Source organism: Phocaeicola sp. (assembly GCF_057861905.1).
Genome location: NZ_DBMACV010000011.1, coordinates 1 through 16484 on the forward strand (window position 1 = coordinate 1; position 16484 = coordinate 16484).

Annotated in this window: 11 protein-coding genes and 1 pseudogene; 11 read left to right on the forward strand and 1 reads right to left on the reverse strand. The window is 41.5% G+C overall.

Annotated features, from left to right (window positions below):
- The 9 genes and pseudogenes from ACZM60_RS03475 to ACZM60_RS03515 form a co-directional block, all read left to right on the forward strand.
- A pseudogene (locus tag ACZM60_RS03475) lies at nt 1–740 on the forward strand (hypothetical protein); the annotation flags it as partial.
- A 6-nt stretch (nt 741–746) separates the two neighbouring features.
- Nucleotides 747–1376, forward strand: coding sequence for a TetR/AcrR family transcriptional regulator (locus tag ACZM60_RS03480; RefSeq protein WP_418587168.1), 630 nt, complete (start codon nt 747–749; stop codon nt 1374–1376).
- A gap of 90 nt (nt 1377–1466) precedes the next feature.
- The gene (miaA, locus tag ACZM60_RS03485) at nt 1467–2384 is read left to right on the forward strand and encodes a tRNA (adenosine(37)-N6)-dimethylallyltransferase MiaA (protein ID WP_489520835.1); all 918 of its coding nucleotides are present in this window, start codon (nt 1467–1469) and stop codon (nt 2382–2384) included.
- Between the two features lie 4 nt (nt 2385–2388).
- Entirely contained in the window at nt 2389–3321 is a 933-nt protein-coding gene (locus tag ACZM60_RS03490; protein ID WP_489520836.1) for a diacylglycerol/lipid kinase family protein, read from the forward strand.
- Between the two features lie 8 nt (nt 3322–3329).
- On the forward strand, nt 3330–4136 hold the full coding sequence (gene kdsA, locus ACZM60_RS03495; protein ID WP_489520837.1) for a 3-deoxy-8-phosphooctulonate synthase: 807 nt from the start codon (nt 3330–3332) through the stop codon (nt 4134–4136).
- 94 nt (nt 4137–4230) lie between these two features.
- Nucleotides 4231–5505 (forward strand): serine--tRNA ligase, encoded by a 1275-nt coding sequence (gene serS / locus ACZM60_RS03500; protein ID WP_021969926.1) that lies wholly within the window; start codon nt 4231–4233, stop codon nt 5503–5505.
- A 253-nt stretch (nt 5506–5758) separates the two neighbouring features.
- A complete protein-coding gene (locus tag ACZM60_RS03505; RefSeq protein ID WP_340319525.1) occupies nt 5759–7705 on the forward strand; it encodes a glycogen debranching enzyme N-terminal domain-containing protein in 1947 nt (648 codons plus the stop codon).
- A gap of 15 nt (nt 7706–7720) precedes the next feature.
- Nucleotides 7721–8992 (forward strand): glycosyltransferase family 4 protein, encoded by a 1272-nt coding sequence (locus ACZM60_RS03510; protein ID WP_418587161.1) that lies wholly within the window; start codon nt 7721–7723, stop codon nt 8990–8992.
- A gap of 17 nt (nt 8993–9009) precedes the next feature.
- Nucleotides 9010–10395 carry a glycoside hydrolase family 57 protein gene (locus ACZM60_RS03515; RefSeq protein ID WP_489520838.1) on the forward strand — a complete coding sequence of 462 codons (1386 nt, stop codon included), beginning with the start codon at nt 9010–9012 and terminating at the stop codon, nt 10393–10395.
- A gap of 248 nt (nt 10396–10643) precedes the next feature.
- Here ACZM60_RS03515 and ACZM60_RS03520 read toward each other — a convergent pair whose 3' ends face one another.
- A complete protein-coding gene (locus ACZM60_RS03520) occupies nt 10644–11546 on the reverse strand; it encodes a cation diffusion facilitator family transporter (protein WP_021969945.1) in 903 nt (300 codons plus the stop codon).
- Nucleotides 11547–11763: 217 nt separating this feature from the next.
- Between ACZM60_RS03520 and ACZM60_RS03525 the strand changes: the two genes are divergently transcribed.
- Both ACZM60_RS03525 and ACZM60_RS03530 read left to right on the forward strand, forming a co-directional pair.
- Nucleotides 11764–11940 (forward strand): histone H1, encoded by a 177-nt coding sequence (locus tag ACZM60_RS03525; protein ID WP_340319527.1) that lies wholly within the window; start codon nt 11764–11766, stop codon nt 11938–11940.
- A 139-nt stretch (nt 11941–12079) separates the two neighbouring features.
- Nucleotides 12080–16483: a DUF5113 domain-containing protein gene (locus ACZM60_RS03530; protein ID WP_489520839.1), complete on the forward strand. Its 4404-nt coding sequence runs from the start codon at nt 12080–12082 to the stop codon at nt 16481–16483.
- Nucleotide 16484 lies beyond the last annotated feature (1 nt).

A 16484-nucleotide genomic window follows, 5' to 3' on the forward strand; every position in this document is an offset into this window, starting at 1 on the left:
TTGTTTCTTTGAAAACAAACCGGATGCATTGCAAGGATACTATATTGAGGACTCAAAACAACTGGCCTTATTCTAAACTTATCCCGAACTCAGGTAAGAATTTGCTTGACGTATTGTCTGTTGCTGCCGATCGCTTTAATGAGATTTGTCGCGATGTGCATTGCCCGAAAGTTGGAGTCGTAGGCGAGATTTTCTTGAAGTTTAATCCTTTTGCCCAAAAGAATGTTATAGGCTGGTTGACGGAGCAGGGGATCGAAGTTGTACCTTCTGTTCTGACCGATTTCTTTATGCAGAATTTTGTAAATAGGAAGGTGAGAGTGGAATCGTGTATACAGAAAAGTGTTATGCCCGATTTTGTCTACAAGTCGGCTTATAAGATTATCGGTAAGCAGATCGGTAAGTTTAATAAAGTGGGCATGAACTTCCGCTATTTCATTCCGTTTAAAGATATTTTCGAGGAAGCTGCCGATGCACGTAAGGTGATATCGCTGAATGCACAGTTTGGCGAAGGATGGCTGCTTCCGGCAGAAATCATGTCGTATGCCCGCCAAGGGATATTCAATGTAATCAGTCTGCAACCTTTTGGCTGTATTGCCAATCATATCGTTTCGAAAGGAGTGGAAAAACGTATAAAATATTTTTTCCCGGAAATGAATATCTTATCTTTGGACTTTGACAGTGGTGTGAGTGACGTAAACATAACCAACCGTCTTCTGTTATTTATAGACCATTTAAAATAAGCAGCCATGTCTGAGGAAGTCAAAGGTTCCAGCCTGGAGGAACGGATAATTGATGCAGCCAAGTCTGTGTTCATGGAAAAGGGATATACCGATGCCTGTATGAGTGAAATAGCGGAAAGGGTAGGAATAAACCGCCCGGGGCTGCATTATTATTTCCGGACGAAGGATAAAATGTTTAATGCTGTCTTTGGTATGATTGTGGCATCAGTCATACCAAAGTTTCAGGATATTATCACAAATCGGGATTTGTCGTTGTCTGTGCGTGTGGAGCAGATTGTGGATGTGTATTATAATCTGTTGCAGGAAAATCCTTATTTGCCTTTGTTCATGTTGAGGGAGATAGACCGCGATGTGGACTTTCTGCTCAAGACATTTTCTGATTTGAAGGTGGAGCATTTCTTTGCTGAGCTGAAGAATTATCTGCTTGAGGAAATGGATAAGGGGAGGTTGCGCAGGGTTCCCCTTCGGATTGTATTTCTGACTTTTTACAGTGCACTGACGTTTCCTTTTGTTTCCCGAAAATTGATGAGAGAAACAATGATGGAGAAAGGTGAAGACTTTCGGACTGTTCTGGATGAATGGAAACCTTATATAATCAGTCAGATGGTAAATCTGTTGAGTGTTGATGGAAATTAGGATTCTCTTTATAAAAACTTGCTGCTTTTATCTTACTTGTGTTTAAGAAAAAGGTTATCTTTGCCGTCGGAACTTTTTTAAAGGTAGCGTATGAATTTTGATCTGATAACTATACTTGGTCCGACGGCTTCCGGGAAAACTCCATTGGCGGCAGCTCTTGCTGCACGGTTGCACACGGAAATTATTAGTGGAGACAGCCGGCAGGTTTATCGGCGTATGGACTTAGGTACGGGAAAAGACCTTGCCGATTATGTGGTGGATGGCTATCGTGTGCCCTATCATCTGATTGATATTGCAGAACCGGGATATAAATATAATGTGTTTGAATTTCAACGCGACTTTTTGAAGGCTTACGAAAATATGCGCTCACGTGGGCTGTTGCCCGTTTTATGTGGAGGTACGGGAATGTATCTGGAGTCGGTCTTAAAGGGGTACCGGTTGTTGCCGGTGCCGGAAAATCCTGAACTGAGGGAAAAACTGGCAGGCAAATCGCTTGAAGAGCTGACCGAAATCCTGTCTTCTTATAAAAAGTTGCATAATACAACCGATGTGGATACGGCAAAACGGGCTGTTCGGGCTATCGAAATAGAAGAATATTATTTGCATCAGCCTGTTGAGGCACGAGAATTTCCCAAGATTCACAGCTTGATAATCGGTGTGGATATTGACCGTGACTTGCGTCGGGAGAAAATATCCAGACGCCTGAAGCAACGCTTGGATGAGGGCATGGTAGATGAAGTTCGGGCACTGATAGATGGAGGAATTCATCCGGATGACCTTATTTATTATGGTCTGGAATACAAATACCTTACTTTGTATGTTACGGGACAGATGACGTACGACGATATGTTTCACCAGTTGGAAATAGCCATTCATCAGTTTGCCAAGCGGCAGATGACCTGGTTTCGGGGAATGGAGCGTCGTGGGTTTACCATACACTGGATAGATGCAACTCGCCCGATGGAGGAAAAAGTAAATGAAATAATCGGATTACTCAATAAAGATTAAGAACATGGCAGTGGAACCTACTCGTTGGGGAGTGATATATAACCCCAAAGCTGGAAGCCGGAAAGCACAAAAGCGTTGGAAGGAGATTCGGGGCTACATGGAAAGCCGCGGAGTGTTGTTTGATTATGTGCAGTCGGAAGGATTCGGGTCGGTGGAGAGGTTGGCTCGTACACTGGCAAACAATGGTTATCGTACGATTGTGATTGTTGGGGGAGACGGAGCGATAAATGATGCGATAAACGGCATTATGCTTTCGGATGTTCCTGATAAACATGAAATTGCTTTTGGTATCATTCCCAATGGCATAGGAAATGATTTTGCTAAGTACTGGGGGTTGGATTCTGATGATTTTAAGGGTGCTGTAGATGTACTGATTAATCGCAGGCTCAGAAAAGTGGATGTCGGGGTATTCAGTTACTTTGATGGGGAAACTCATCAGACTCGTTATTTTCTGAACGCTGTTTATATCGGTCTGGAAGCACGAATTGTTCTTATTACGAACGAAACACGTCGTTTTTGGGGAATACCGTTGTTCTCCTATCTGGCTTCTTTGTTTTTGGTCGCTTTCGAACGCAAACTGCATCGGATGCATCTTAAAGTGAACGACGAACATATACGGGGTCGCCTGATGGCGGTTGCAATTGGTAGTGGACGTGGTTATGGTCTTACGCCGAGTGCGGTTCCTTACAATGGATGGCTGGATGTTTCTCTCGTTTACCGTCCGGAACTCCGGCAGTTGATCTCCGGGTTGTGGATGATGCAGCAGGGGCGTTTGCTTAATCATAAGATTGTAAAGCCGTATCGTACTCGTAAGGTGAAGATACTGCGTGCGCAGAATGCTGAAATCAGCCTCGACGGACGTATCTGGTTCGACCGTCATTTCCCGATAGAAATAACCATTGCTCCCGAAGCATTGACATTAATAATTCCGAATTGATAAATTTTATGATACAGACTATTTCAGATTTAAAAAACAGTGATAATTTCTTTTTGCTGGCAGGACCTTGTGTGATTGAAGGAGAAGACATGGCCTTGCGCATTGCAGAACGCGTGGTAAAGATTACTGATAAGTTGGGTATACCTTATATATTTAAGGGATCGTACCGAAAAGCAAACCGGTCGCGTATTGATTCGTTTACGGGAATCGGCGATGAAAAGGCGTTGAAGGTGTTGGCGAAGGTACGCGAAACGTTTGGAGTTCCGGTTGTAACGGATATACATGCTGCTGCTGAAGCCGCAATGGCTGCCGAATATGTAGATGTTCTTCAGATTCCGGCTTTTTTATGCCGGCAGACGGATTTGCTTGTTGCTGCAGCAAAGACTGGGAAAATAGTAAATATTAAGAAAGGACAATTCCTTTCTCCGGGCGCAATGTGTTTTGCCGCTGATAAAGTGGTGGAGGCTGGAAACAGTCAGGTTATGCTGACAGAACGTGGAACAACGTTTGGTTATCAGGATCTGGTGGTCGATTTTCGTGGAATACCGGAAATGCAGACATTCGGACATCCGGTAGTGCTGGATGTTACTCATTCGCTCCAGCAGCCTAATCAGACTTCGGGTGTGACAGGAGGTATGCCTCAACTGATAGAAACAATAGCTAAAGCTGGTGTAGCTGTAGGCGTAGACGGATTGTTTATGGAAACACACGAAGATCCTTCTGTAGCAAAAAGTGACGGCGCAAATATGCTGAAACTCGATTTGCTGGAGGATTTATTGGTGAAACTGGTACGTATCCGTCAGGCTTGCCGCTAAATATTGGATTTATATCGGAAGTTATGTTGCATGTATTCCGATAAAAAAATATATCTTTGCACAACCAAAATAGAGTTCAAAAAGTAAAAAAGATATGCTTACTATTAAACAAATTACAGAAGATACCGACAAGGTAATTCGCGGATTGGAGAAAAAGCATTTTGCTAATGCTAAAGAAGCTATTGCACAAGTGCTTGAGTTGAATGATAAAAGACGTAATGCGCAAAATCAATTAGATAGAAATCTTGCTGAAATAAATTCTATTTCGAAGAACATCGGTTCGTTGATGAAAGAAGGCAAGAAGGATGAAGCTGAAGCGGCTAAGGCTCGTGTGGCTGAAATCAAGGAGGTAAGCAAGGATTTGCAGGCAGAAATGGATAAGGCTGCTGAAGACATGCAGAATTTGCTTTATACCATTCCTAACGTTCCTTACGATGAAGTTCCTGAAGGATTTGGAGCTGAAGATAATGAAGTCGTAAAGATGGGCGGTATGGAAACGGAACTTCCGAAAGATGCACTGCCTCACTGGGAGCTGGCTAAGAAATATAACTTGATTGACTTCGACCTGGGTGTTAAGATTACAGGTGCAGGTTTCCCGGTTTATAAAGGTCAGGGTGCTCGCTTGCAGCGTGCGCTGATTAATTTCTTCCTTGATGAAGCTCGTGCTGCCGGTTATGAAGAAATTATGCCTCCTACAGTTGTAAATGCAGCTTCTGGTTATGGTACAGGACAGTTACCTGACAAGGAAGGTCAGATGTATCATTGCAATTTGGATGATTTGTATTTGATTCCGACAGCTGAAGTCCCTGTTACAAATATTTATCGTGATGTAATCTTGGATGAAAAGCAGTTGCCTATCAAAAACTGCGCTTACACTCAGTGCTTCCGTCGTGAGGCTGGCTCTTATGGTAAGGATGTACGCGGTTTGAACCGCCTGCATGAGTTCTCTAAAGTCGAATTGGTTCGTATTGATAAACCTGAACATTCAAAACAATCTCATCAGGAAATGTTGGATCATGTGGAAGGTTTGTTAAAGAAATTGGAGTTGCCTTATCGTATTCTTCGTTTGTGTGGAGGTGATATGAGCTTTACTGCTGCTTTGTGTTTCGATTTTGAAGTTTATTCAGAAGCTCAGAAACGTTGGCTGGAAGTTAGTTCTGTTTCTAACTTTGATACGTATCAGGCAAATCGTTTGAAATGTCGTTATCGTAATGCTGATAAGAAAACTGAACTTTGCCATACATTGAATGGTTCAGCTCTGGCTTTGCCTCGTATTGTTGCAGCATTGTTGGAGAATAACCAGACACCAGAAGGTATTCGAATCCCGAAGGCTTTGGTTCCATATTGTGGCTTTGATATGATTAAATAATTCTTGATAGATTTTTATATGCAGAGGGGCTGTCTGGCGGTAAAACCAGATGGCCCCTCTGTTTTTTTATTATTAAAAAGACATTATTGAAGCAGCTTTGTCGTCAATTAGTTGCAAATGGAATTTTTTTTGTCGGAAAATGGAAAAAATACCCATTTATTTTTCTCTTTATTTTATTTAATTACTATTTTTGAGGAAGCAATAAAATAACATTTTTTATAGAATTATTAATTATAACCTTAATATAACAGCTATGAGTTATTTACGATTCGACAAAACGCTAATGACGAATTTGGAAGAATCTCTTACGCGTGAGATTTTACGTACAAATCGTTCGGGTGCGTACCACTGTTCTACAATTGTAGATTGTAATACTCGCAAATATCATGGTTTGTTAGTCATCCCTGTACCAGAACTGGATGATGAAAACCATGTTTTACTTTCCTCTTTGGATGAAACGGTAGTACAGCACGGAGCTGAATTCAATTTGGGGCTCCATAAATATCATGGGGATAACTTTAGTCCGCGTGGACATAAGTATATCCGTGAGTTTGAATGTGAAAAAGTCCCTACTACAATCTATAGAGTAGGAGGAGTAGTTCTGAAAAAAGAAAAACTATTTGTTCATCATGAAAATCGAATATTGATTCGCTATACTTTGCTGGAGGCTCATTCTACTACGATTCTTCGTTTACGTCCGTACTTGGCTTTCCGCAGTGTCCGTCAGTATACACATGAAAACTCACAGGCAAGTCGCCATTATGACGAAGTAAAGAATGGCTTAAAAACTTGTATGTATCCTGGGTATCCTGACTTGTATATGCAAATGAGTAAGGAAAATGATTTTCATTTCCAGCCTGACTGGTATAGAGGCATAGAATATACGAAGGAGCAAGAACGTGGATATGACTTTAATGAGGACTTGTATGTTCCGGGATATTTCGAAATGGAAATAACAAAAGATGAGCCTATTGTCTTTTCTGGCGGTATTTCTGAAATAGAACCTGAAAAGTTGAATGAGTTGTTTGCTCTGGAAGCCGACAGACGTACTCCTCGTGATAGCTTTAAAAACTGCCTTATCAATGCAGCTCATCAGTTCCTCAACAAACAAGGCGAGGAGTCTTATATTTTGGCGGGTTATCCTTGGTTTAAATGTCGTGCACGTGATATGTTCATTTCATTGCCGGGACTGACTCTTGCTATTAATGAACTTGATAAGTTTGATACGGTGATGCGTACTGCCATAAAGGCTATTTATGCTTTTATGAATGACGAAGATACAACTTTGAAGGTATATGAGATGGAACAGCCGGATGTGCTTTTATGGGCTGTATGGACTATCCAGCAGTTTGGCAAGACTGTTTCTCGTAAGGATGCTTATCAGAAATATGGTACGCTTTTGAAGGATATAATGACTTATCTTGCCGATGGAAAGCATCCTAATTTGACTGTCTGTGATAATGGACTGGTTTATTCTCATGGAACAGAAAAGGCGGTAACATGGATGAATGCGACTGTTAATGGACGGCCGGTAACACCACGTTCAGGATATATTGTCGAATTTAATACACTTTGGTATAATGCATTGATGTATGTTTCAGAACTGGTCGCAGAAAATGAAGGACCTTCTGATTTTACATCTCGTCTGGCAGAATTAGCAGGAAGAGCGGGGCAGTCTTTTGTCAGCACTTTCTTGAATGAATATGGTTATTTGCTGGATTATGTAGATGGTGATATGCTGGACTGGAGTGTTCGTCCTAATATGATTTTTGCGGCAGCTTTCGATTATTCTCCATTAGATGCAAAACAGAAAAAAGGTGTTGTGGATATCGTTACAAAGGAATTGCTTACACCTAAAGGCTTGCGCTCTTTGAGTCCTAAGAGTGGTGGATACAATCCTAATTACGTGGGTCCGCAGTTGCAGCGCGATTATGCATATCATCAAGGTACTGCGTGGCCATGGCTGGAAGGATTTTATCTGGAGGCTTATTTGCGCTTGTATAAACGTAGCGCGATTTCGTTTGTCGAGCGGCAAATGATTGGCTATGAAGATGAAATGAGCTTGCATTGTCTTGGAACTATCCCTGAACTGTTTGATGGAAATCCACCTTTCAAGGGAAGAGGGGCAATATCATTTGCAATGAATGTTGCGCAAATTTTGAGAACTTTAAATCTATTGGAAAAATATGATAATCAGTAAAAAGGAGGAAAGAATATGAAAGTTTTAATGTTTGGTTGGGAATTTCCTCCTCATATTTTAGGAGGTTTAGGTACTGCCAGTTACGGTTTGACTAAAGGTATGTCACAACAGCCGGATATGGATATCACTTTCTGTATTCCGAGACCGTGGGGAGATGAAGACCAAAGTTTCCTGAAAATTATTGGAATGAACAGTGTTCCTATTGTGTGGCGTGATGTACAGTGGGATTATGTGAATAGTCGTGTTGGAAGTTATATGGATCCGCAACTGTATTATGACTTGCGTGAACATATTTATGCTGACTTCAATTATATGCATACAAACGATTTGGGTTGTATGGAGTTTTCCGGACGTTATCCGGATAATTTGCACGAAGAAATTAATAACTATTCGATTGTAGCAGGAGTCGTTGCTCGCCAGCAAAAGTTTGATATTATCCATTCTCATGACTGGCTTACTTATCCGGCTGGCATTCATGCAAAGCAAATCTCAGGAAAACCATTAGTCATCCATGTTCATGCAACTGATTTTGACCGTAGTCGTGGTAATGTAAATCCTACTGTATATTCTATTGAAAAGAATGGTATGGACCATGCCGACTGTATTATGTGTGTAAGTGAACTGACTCGTCAGACAGTTATCCATAAATATTATCAGGATCCGCGAAAGGTGTTTACTGTACACAATGCAGTATCTCCATTATCAAAAGAAATTCAAGATATCGTTCCACATAAAAATCCTAAAGAAAAAATTGTTACTTTCCTGGGCCGTATTACGATGCAGAAGGGACCGGAATATTTTGTGGAAGCAGCCGCTATGGTATTAAAGCGTGCACGTAATGTACGCTTTGTAATGGCCGGAAGTGGTGATATGATGAATGCAATGATTCGCTTAGTGGCAGAACGTGGTATTGCCGATCGTTTCCATTTCCCCGGATTTATGAAAGGTAAGCAAGTATATGAAGTCTTAAAGGCAAGTGATGTATATATAATGCCTTCTGTTTCCGAACCATTTGGTATATCTCCGTTGGAAGCAATGCAATGTAGTGTGCCAACTATTATTTCCAAACAATCGGGATGCGCAGAAATCTTGGATAAATGTATAAAAACTGATTATTGGGATATTCATGCGATGGCCGACGCCATTCATTCTATTTGTACTAATCAGTCGCTTTATGAATACTTGCGCGATGAAGGAAAGAAAGAGGTTGATGGTATCGTGTGGGAAAAAGTTGGTTTGAAGGTACGCGCTCTCTACGAGCAGGTTTTAAAAAATTATGGTAAATAATAAATGCTAAGTTAGTTATGAAAACAATCTGTCTTTACTTTGAAATACACCAGATTATACATTTGAAACGTTATCGTTTCTTCGAAATTGGAACCGATCACTATTATTATGATGATTATGCCAACGAACAAGGCATTAACGAAGTGGCAGAGCGTTCCTATATTCCTGCTCTGAAGACTTTGATTGAAATGGCAAAGAACAATGAAGGAATGTTTAAGGTTGCTCTTTCTATTTCGGGAGTTGCATTGGAACAGTTGGAGATACATGCTCCGGCAGTCATCGAGTTATTGCATGAGTTAAATGCAACTGGTTGTTGTGAATTTATTTGTGAACCTTATTCTCATGGTCTTTCTTCTTTGGCAAATGAAGATTGTTTCCGTGAAGAAGTTGAGCATATGCGCCGTAAGGTTAAGGATTATTTTGGACAAGAACCGAAGGTATTCCGTAACTCCAGCTTGATTTATGACAATGAAATTGGTGGCATTGTAGCCAGCATGGGATTTAAGGGCGTACTGGTGGAAGGAGCTAAGCATGTATTAGGTTGGAAGAGTCCTCACTATTTGTATCATTGTGCTGAAAATCCGAACCTGAAGCTTTTGATGCGTGACTTTAAATTGTCTGATGATATAAGTCTCCGTTTCTCTAATAGTGAATGGAGTGAGTATCCTTTGTTTGCAGATAAGTATATTGATTGGATTGCTTCTCTTCCTGAGAACGAGCAGGTTATTAATATCTTTATGGAATTGTCTGCATTGGGTATAGCACAACCGTTATCATCTAATATATTGGAATTCTTGAAAGCTCTTCCGACATGTGCAAAACAAAGAGGAATCACCTTCTCTACTCCGACAGAAATTGTAACCAAACTGAAATCAGTTGATATGGTAGATGTACCTTATCCAATGTCGTGGGCAGACGAAGAAAGAGATATTAGCCCATGGCTGGGTAATGTGATGCAGCGTGAAGCATTCAATAAATTGTATAGTGTAGCCGAACGTGTTTATCTGTGTGATGACCGTCGTATCAAGCAGGATTGGTATTATTTGCAGGCAAGCAACAATTTCCGTTTCATGACTACAAAGGATACAGGCGTTGGCTTAAATAGAGATATTTATGATTCTCCATACGATGCATTCACCAATTACATGAATATTTTGGGTGACTTCCTGGGTCGTGTTAATTCTCTCTACCCAGTAGATATGGATAATGAAGAATTGAGCTCTTTGCTTACTACGATTAAAAATCAGGGTGAAGAATTAGTTCAGTTAACCAATGAAGTCAATAAATTGCAGGCTGAGTTGAAGAAAGCTGAAGCTGCTGCGAAGAAAGCGACAACTAAAAAGGCTGATTCTGCAGAAAAGAAGACAACTGCAAAGAAAACAACCAAGAAAGAAGCTAATTGATAAATAACTCAATGCCTTTATCTGGTAAGGCAAGTAGCTGCATATTAAAAGCCTTCCTGATTATTCTTTTCGAAAATGGGAAGGCTTCTTTCTTTTGTAGCACTTATCTGTCTGTCATCTTGTAATTATTGCTACGTATTGTTTACATATCTATCTGATTCAGAAAAGCAGGAACAAAGAATATTGTTCGGCTCGAAAATATCAGAATAAAATCGGAAAATAAAAGTGATATTCGATATAAGCAGATATTAACAGCAACTTCTTTCTTTGCAAACAGAATCTATCGTTTCACATTCGATGGTTACATGCTGGATACCTTGTTGATGTAATTTCTTCTTCAGCTCCCATTTAATGTCTTCCATTTGTGATAAATCTTTAATTACAATGTGGACAGTAGCTGCATTTTCGGTTGTGCTGACAGCCCATATATGTAAGTGATGCCAATCTTCTATGCCCGGTGAGTGGGCTATGATTTGTTCGATAGTTCGTATATCAATATTTTCGGGTACAGCATCAAGAGAGAGAAATAAACTTTCTTTCAGTAATTTCCATGTTGAGCATAAAATAATAGCCGCAATGATTAAGCTGACTAATGTATCAATGACTGTATAGCCCGTGTATATAATAACAATACCGGATATAACAACCCCTACAGAAACCAGTGTGTCCATTGCCATATGCAGAAATGCTCCCCTTACATTTAAATCATGCTTTTGATTTTTCATCAGTAGCCAGGCTGTTATGCCATTTACCAATATTCCTATACCGGCTGTCCACGATATGGCTTTTCCAGAAGTTGCTTCCGGATATTTTAGTTTGTATATACTTTCGATAACGATAGCTCCAACGGCAATCAGTAAGATAATGGCATTTACAAGCGAGACCAGTACTGTACTTTTCTTATATCCGTAAGTAAAGTGACGATTACCTCGATGCAATGACATCCGAAAGGCAAAAAGAGACAGCAGCAGGCTGAACACGTCACTCAGGTTATGTCCGGCATCCGAAAGCAATCCCAGTGAGTTATAAATGAATCCTGCGCCAGCTTCTATGAGAACAAAAATCAGATTGATAACGATGCACAAGATAAATATTGTGTTGAGCGAAGTTACTTCATGATGATGCTCATGTGAATGATGATAACGTTCCATTTTTTTGTTGTTTATTTTCACGGCAAAAATACAGAGCTTATGTTATAAATTCAATATTTAGTCCTCTCATTTTATCCCTAAAGGCTTCATTTGCAACTGAATTGCATTGAAAAGTAGATTAATGTATTAAATAATGTAAAAAAGAAAGACAAAGATGTATGTTATTGAGTTATTTGTATTTACTTTGAGATTGTTTAAAATAAAAATACAGAAGATTATGAACGAATTGATTGCAAAGATTAAGGAATTGAATGCAGCCTTGGTTGCTGATGCTGAATTGCAGGTTGCTAAAGGTAATAAAGCAGCAGGAACTCGTGCTCGTAAAGTTTCATTGGAACTGGAAAAAGTATTGAAAGAATTTAGAAGAGTTTCTTTGGAAGAATCAAAGAAATAAAGTGTTTTCACTTTATCTGCAAGAGGTTATATCATTTCGCCAGAACGTTATGGTATAACCTCTTTTGTTTTTTTATCATCTGGTTTACCGTTTCTTCGCAATGAACTTTGTACATTTGTAACAAATCGTGTGTTTCTGTATGAGAGTGGCAATATATACATTGATTATGGCTTTCATGGCTATGGGCTGGATATCGTGCGGAGAGCATAAGAAGCAAGACACAGTTGCTTATGCAGAGGCCGATTCCTTGAATCAGGTAGCCTATGATATGCGTTATAAAGACTTGTCTGTTGCTGTGAAGGCAGCGTCCCGTGCTCTTCTGCTGTCTGAAGGAAACGCAGATTTACATGCAGAAGCGCTGAATAACATGGGCTTTTGTGCATTCATGCGCATGAATTTCGAGAAGTCTTCTTCGTTGTTCCGTCAAGCATTAGAGGAGGGGAGTAATGAAATAGAACATCTTATATCGGATATTGGCATGATGAAAATATGCCAGCGCACGTCGATGAACAAGGAGTTTTATGATTACCGTAACAGCGCGTTACGCCGTTTGAAACGTATCCGTGAAGACGAGTCACTCATAGCGGATGCTCACGAAAAAATGCGGCTGAATTATGCTGTTTCTGAATTCCATATTGTTTCGGGCATTTATTTTTATTATTTGGAACAGCACAAGGCATCGTTGCAATCCATCAATTCCATCACTCCCGAAGTATTGCAGAACGACACTGCCCAGTCACTCTATTACGAATACATGAGAGGGTCGGGAGGCATGTATGAAGCTCCTACACGTGAACAAGTCATTACAGGAGAATTTGGCTGTCTGACGAACTGCTTGCTGCAAAGTCGTAAGGGAGGATACATTTATTTTGAAGCCAATGCATTGCAGGCAATGGCCGAGCTGCTGAACTTTCGGCGTAATCGGGAGATTCTGGAAAAACATCGTTCGGGTATACTCAGGTTAGTCAATGAAAAAAATTTGCCGGTAGACAGTTTGCCTTTATATTATGCAAGGCAGGCATTGGACTTGTTTAAGCAATACGGCGACGGATATCAGATTTCGGGAACTTACCGTACCATTGCTACATATTATAATTATTCAGGACAACCGGAGAAAGCACTTGAAAATCTGAAGGCTGCACTTCAGTATGTAAACTGGCATCACGAAAAGTACTATCATTGTACCGATACAACCGACCGCCTGCAGATTTATGCTCCTGGTGCGACACATTCTACCGAGTTGAAATGGATTGCCGACGAAGGAATCAAGACAATACCGGAATGGATTCTGCGTCTGCGTGAACAGTTAAGTCGGACCTATGCAGCAATGGGCTGTAAGGCAGAGTCGGATTATAACCGGAATGTTTATTTGGATTTGCTCGACTATACCCGGCAAGACAAGGCTTTGGAGAGTCGCTATGCCGCTTTGGAAAAAGAATCGAGGCAGCTCAATGTCCTGTTATCGTTGGTCGTTTTAGGCATTTTTGTATTGATTATTCTCTTTATCGTTCTGAACTGTCGCTGGAGAAAACGCAATAAGCAATACATAGCCGTATTAAAAGAGGTATTCGATTTGTGTCGTAAGATAACCTCGTCCGTTCCGGTTTGTGTAACCGAGGCAGATGAGATAATAGATGCGCTTTGTCAAACGATTAAAGGAGGATTTTATCAGATATTCGGTGCTACCGATGTGAAAATTATATTGGAAGGACAATTGCCGGAGGAGCAGGCAGCCGAACAATATGCCGGTTACTACGAATATGATTTGTTCTCTCCCGATCAGAAAAAAACGGTGGGAAAGCTTTTGCTTGCCTTGCCTTGTCCACTTCGGAAGGAAAAATGTACATTGCTGCAACTGATTCTGCCATATTTGGCGTGGACATTGGAAAATGGATTGAATCTGGTTTCACTTGACGACGAACGTCGGAGGCTGGAAAAAGAGCAGTACATCCATGAACAGCATCTGGCCGACAATAAACGGCAGAACATGGTAAAGAAAGCTTGTCTGTCTATTGTGACCGGCATTTTACCTTATATAGACCGAGTAGCCAATGAGGTCCATAAGCTCCAGTCGGCTGTCTATGCGCGTCAGGCGGACGTGAAAAAAGGTAAGTTCGAGTACATCGATGAGCTGATAACCCGTATCAATGAATATAATGAGATACTGGCCTTGTGGATTAAGATGCGTCAGGGAGTACTGAGCCTGAATATCGAAAATTTTGCATTGAAGGAACTTTTTGCCATTATATCAAAGGGAAAACGTTCATTCGAGATGAAGCATCAGGAACTGGTCGTTTTCCCAACCGAAGCTGTTGTCAAGGCAGACAAAGCTCTGACGCTTTTTATGATCAATACGCTGGCAGAAAATGCACGTAAGTATACTCCCGAGCAAGGACGCGTGGAACTTAAGGCCGTAGAAACTGATGATTATGTAGAAATTTCAGTTACCGACAACGGTCCTGGGCTGTCGGAAGAAGATGTCAACCGCATTTTGGGAGAGAAAGTCTACGATTCCGGTTCGATAGGTATGAATACGGCAACCGATGTGGAAGAATTGCGTAAGCAGAAAGGTTCCGGTTTCGGACTGATGAACTGCAAAGGAATCATCGAGAAATACCGTAAGACCAATGCTGTATTCGGTGTCTGTCGCTTTTCGATAGACAGTACGTTGGGAAAAGGTAGTCGTTTTTATTTCCGTTTGCCTAAAGGGGTAAAGAAAGTACTCTCCATATGCTTGTGGCTGATAGCCGGTCTGGCTGGACTGGGCAGTTGTCAGCCTTCGGTACAGCATGCGGCAAAACCGGAAACAGATCAGGTATACGACAGTCTGTTGTCGATTGCAAACGACTACGCCAATCTGGTATACGATTGTAATGTAAACGGTCGGTGTCAGGAGGCTCTGGTATATGCCGACAGTGTCCTGCGATATATGAATATGCACTACCTGAAGTATTCGAAGCGTCGCTATCCGTTATTGAAACTGTATCGCGACGATTACGATGCAGCCGAGCAAACATGGTTGGCTCAGGGATTTGTCACCGATTACTATATCCTGCTCGATGTGCGCAATGAAGCCGCCGTAGCCGGGCTTGCTGTAAAAGATTTCCGTACTTATTATTATAACAATCGCGCCTATGCTACCTTGTACAAGCAAATTAGCAAGGATCGTTCGCTGGAGGAATATTGCGTACGAATGCAGCAGTCGGCCAACAACAAGCTGATAGCTCTTGCCATTTTCATCCTGCTTGTGGGAGGGTGTCTGGCTGGTTATTATATTCTTTACCTGCGTCACCGCTTGCACTATCGTTATAATATGGAGCAAGTTTTCGAAATCAACCAGTCTATTTTTTCGGTAGCACAGCCTCGCGAGGAAGAAGAAGCGAATCTGGCGGAAAATATTCTTGAAAAACTTTCCGGCGAAATGAACGAACTGGTTCCGGTTGCCGACATGGCACTGGCCTTGTACGATGAGGAAACATCCGCCTTGCACTATATCTTTGGCGAAGAAGGCGAAAACGAAGACGTGTGCAACAGAATGCAGCGTTGTTTTGAAAAACGGCAGGTGACATGGACGAGCGAAGCGGCATGGAATTATTTCCCCTTGAATGTAGAAGTAGGTGAGGAACATTATTGTACAGGTGTGCTTGCTATAAAGACAGCCTTGCCATGTGTCCGCGAAGACGACAGGCTGCTGGTAGAACTGGTGGTAAGTTATCTTGCCGTGGTACTGCACAATACGGTTGTTTGTGTCCGGAGAAAGCATTACGATATCGAGCTGGCTCAGGACGATGCACGGCGTACTTCCTACGAAGAGAACATGCTGCACGTGCAGAATATGGTGCTGGATAATTGTCTGTCTACCATTAAACACGAAACGATTTATTATCCTAACCGGATAAAACAGATTGTCGATCGTTTGAATCGGGAAGAAAATATTTCTTTGGAGGAAGAACGGCAGCAACTACAGACCATATCCGAGCTTGTAAGCTATTATAAGGATATATTTACCCTGCTCAGTTCGTGTGCATCGCGTCAGCTCGACGATATTACATTTCGGCGGGCAGAGGTACCGGTTACTTGGATAGTTAGTCAGGCAGAAAAGTACTTGCGTAAGATAACCCGTAAGCTGTCGTATACCCTGCACTTGGAAACCGAAGTAAATGCCGGATTGTCGGTAGCGGGAGATGCCGTGTTGCTTCTCTTTTTATTTGAAAACCTGCTTGACGAGGCTGTGCGTTATCCTCAGTCGGGCACCTTGAAACTTGCTGTTTACGAAGAAAACGGATTTGCCCGTTTCGACTTTACAGATATGCGCCGTAACCCTACGCAGGCAGAATTGAACGATTTGTTCTATCCCGTGCTGTCACACTTCCACGAAGGAGGCGGAACCGGACTTCAAGGAACCGAGTTCCTGGTCTGCAAGCAAATCGTCCGCGAGCATGATGAATTTGCCGGAAGGCGTGGATGCCGCATAAATGCTTGCCCGTATGCGGGCGGAGGATATACAGTATGGTTTACCATACCTTTTAGTACAAGAAAATAAA

What these genes read in the sequence shown, in the direction of transcription:
- ACZM60_RS03480 (WP_418587168.1), top strand. Translation starts at nt 747, where the DNA reads ATGTCTGAGGAAGTCAAAGGTTCCAGCCTGGAGGAACGGATAATTGAT.
- miaA (WP_489520835.1), top strand. Translation starts at nt 1,467, where the DNA reads ATGAATTTTGATCTGATAACTATACTTGGTCCGACGGCTTCCGGGAAA.
- ACZM60_RS03490 (WP_489520836.1), top strand. Translation starts at nt 2,389, where the DNA reads ATGGCAGTGGAACCTACTCGTTGGGGAGTGATATATAACCCCAAAGCT.
- kdsA (WP_489520837.1), top strand. Translation starts at nt 3,330, where the DNA reads ATGATACAGACTATTTCAGATTTAAAAAACAGTGATAATTTCTTTTTG.
- serS (WP_021969926.1), top strand. Translation starts at nt 4,231, where the DNA reads ATGCTTACTATTAAACAAATTACAGAAGATACCGACAAGGTAATTCGC.
- ACZM60_RS03505 (WP_340319525.1), top strand. Translation starts at nt 5,759, where the DNA reads ATGAGTTATTTACGATTCGACAAAACGCTAATGACGAATTTGGAAGAA.
- ACZM60_RS03510 (WP_418587161.1), top strand. Translation starts at nt 7,721, where the DNA reads ATGAAAGTTTTAATGTTTGGTTGGGAATTTCCTCCTCATATTTTAGGA.
- ACZM60_RS03515 (WP_489520838.1), top strand. Translation starts at nt 9,010, where the DNA reads ATGAAAACAATCTGTCTTTACTTTGAAATACACCAGATTATACATTTG.
- ACZM60_RS03520 (WP_021969945.1), bottom strand. Translation starts at nt 11,546, where the DNA reads ATGGAACGTTATCATCATTCACATGAGCATCATCATGAAGTAACTTCG.
- ACZM60_RS03525 (WP_340319527.1), top strand. Translation starts at nt 11,764, where the DNA reads ATGAACGAATTGATTGCAAAGATTAAGGAATTGAATGCAGCCTTGGTT.
- ACZM60_RS03530 (WP_489520839.1), top strand. Translation starts at nt 12,080, where the DNA reads ATGAGAGTGGCAATATATACATTGATTATGGCTTTCATGGCTATGGGC.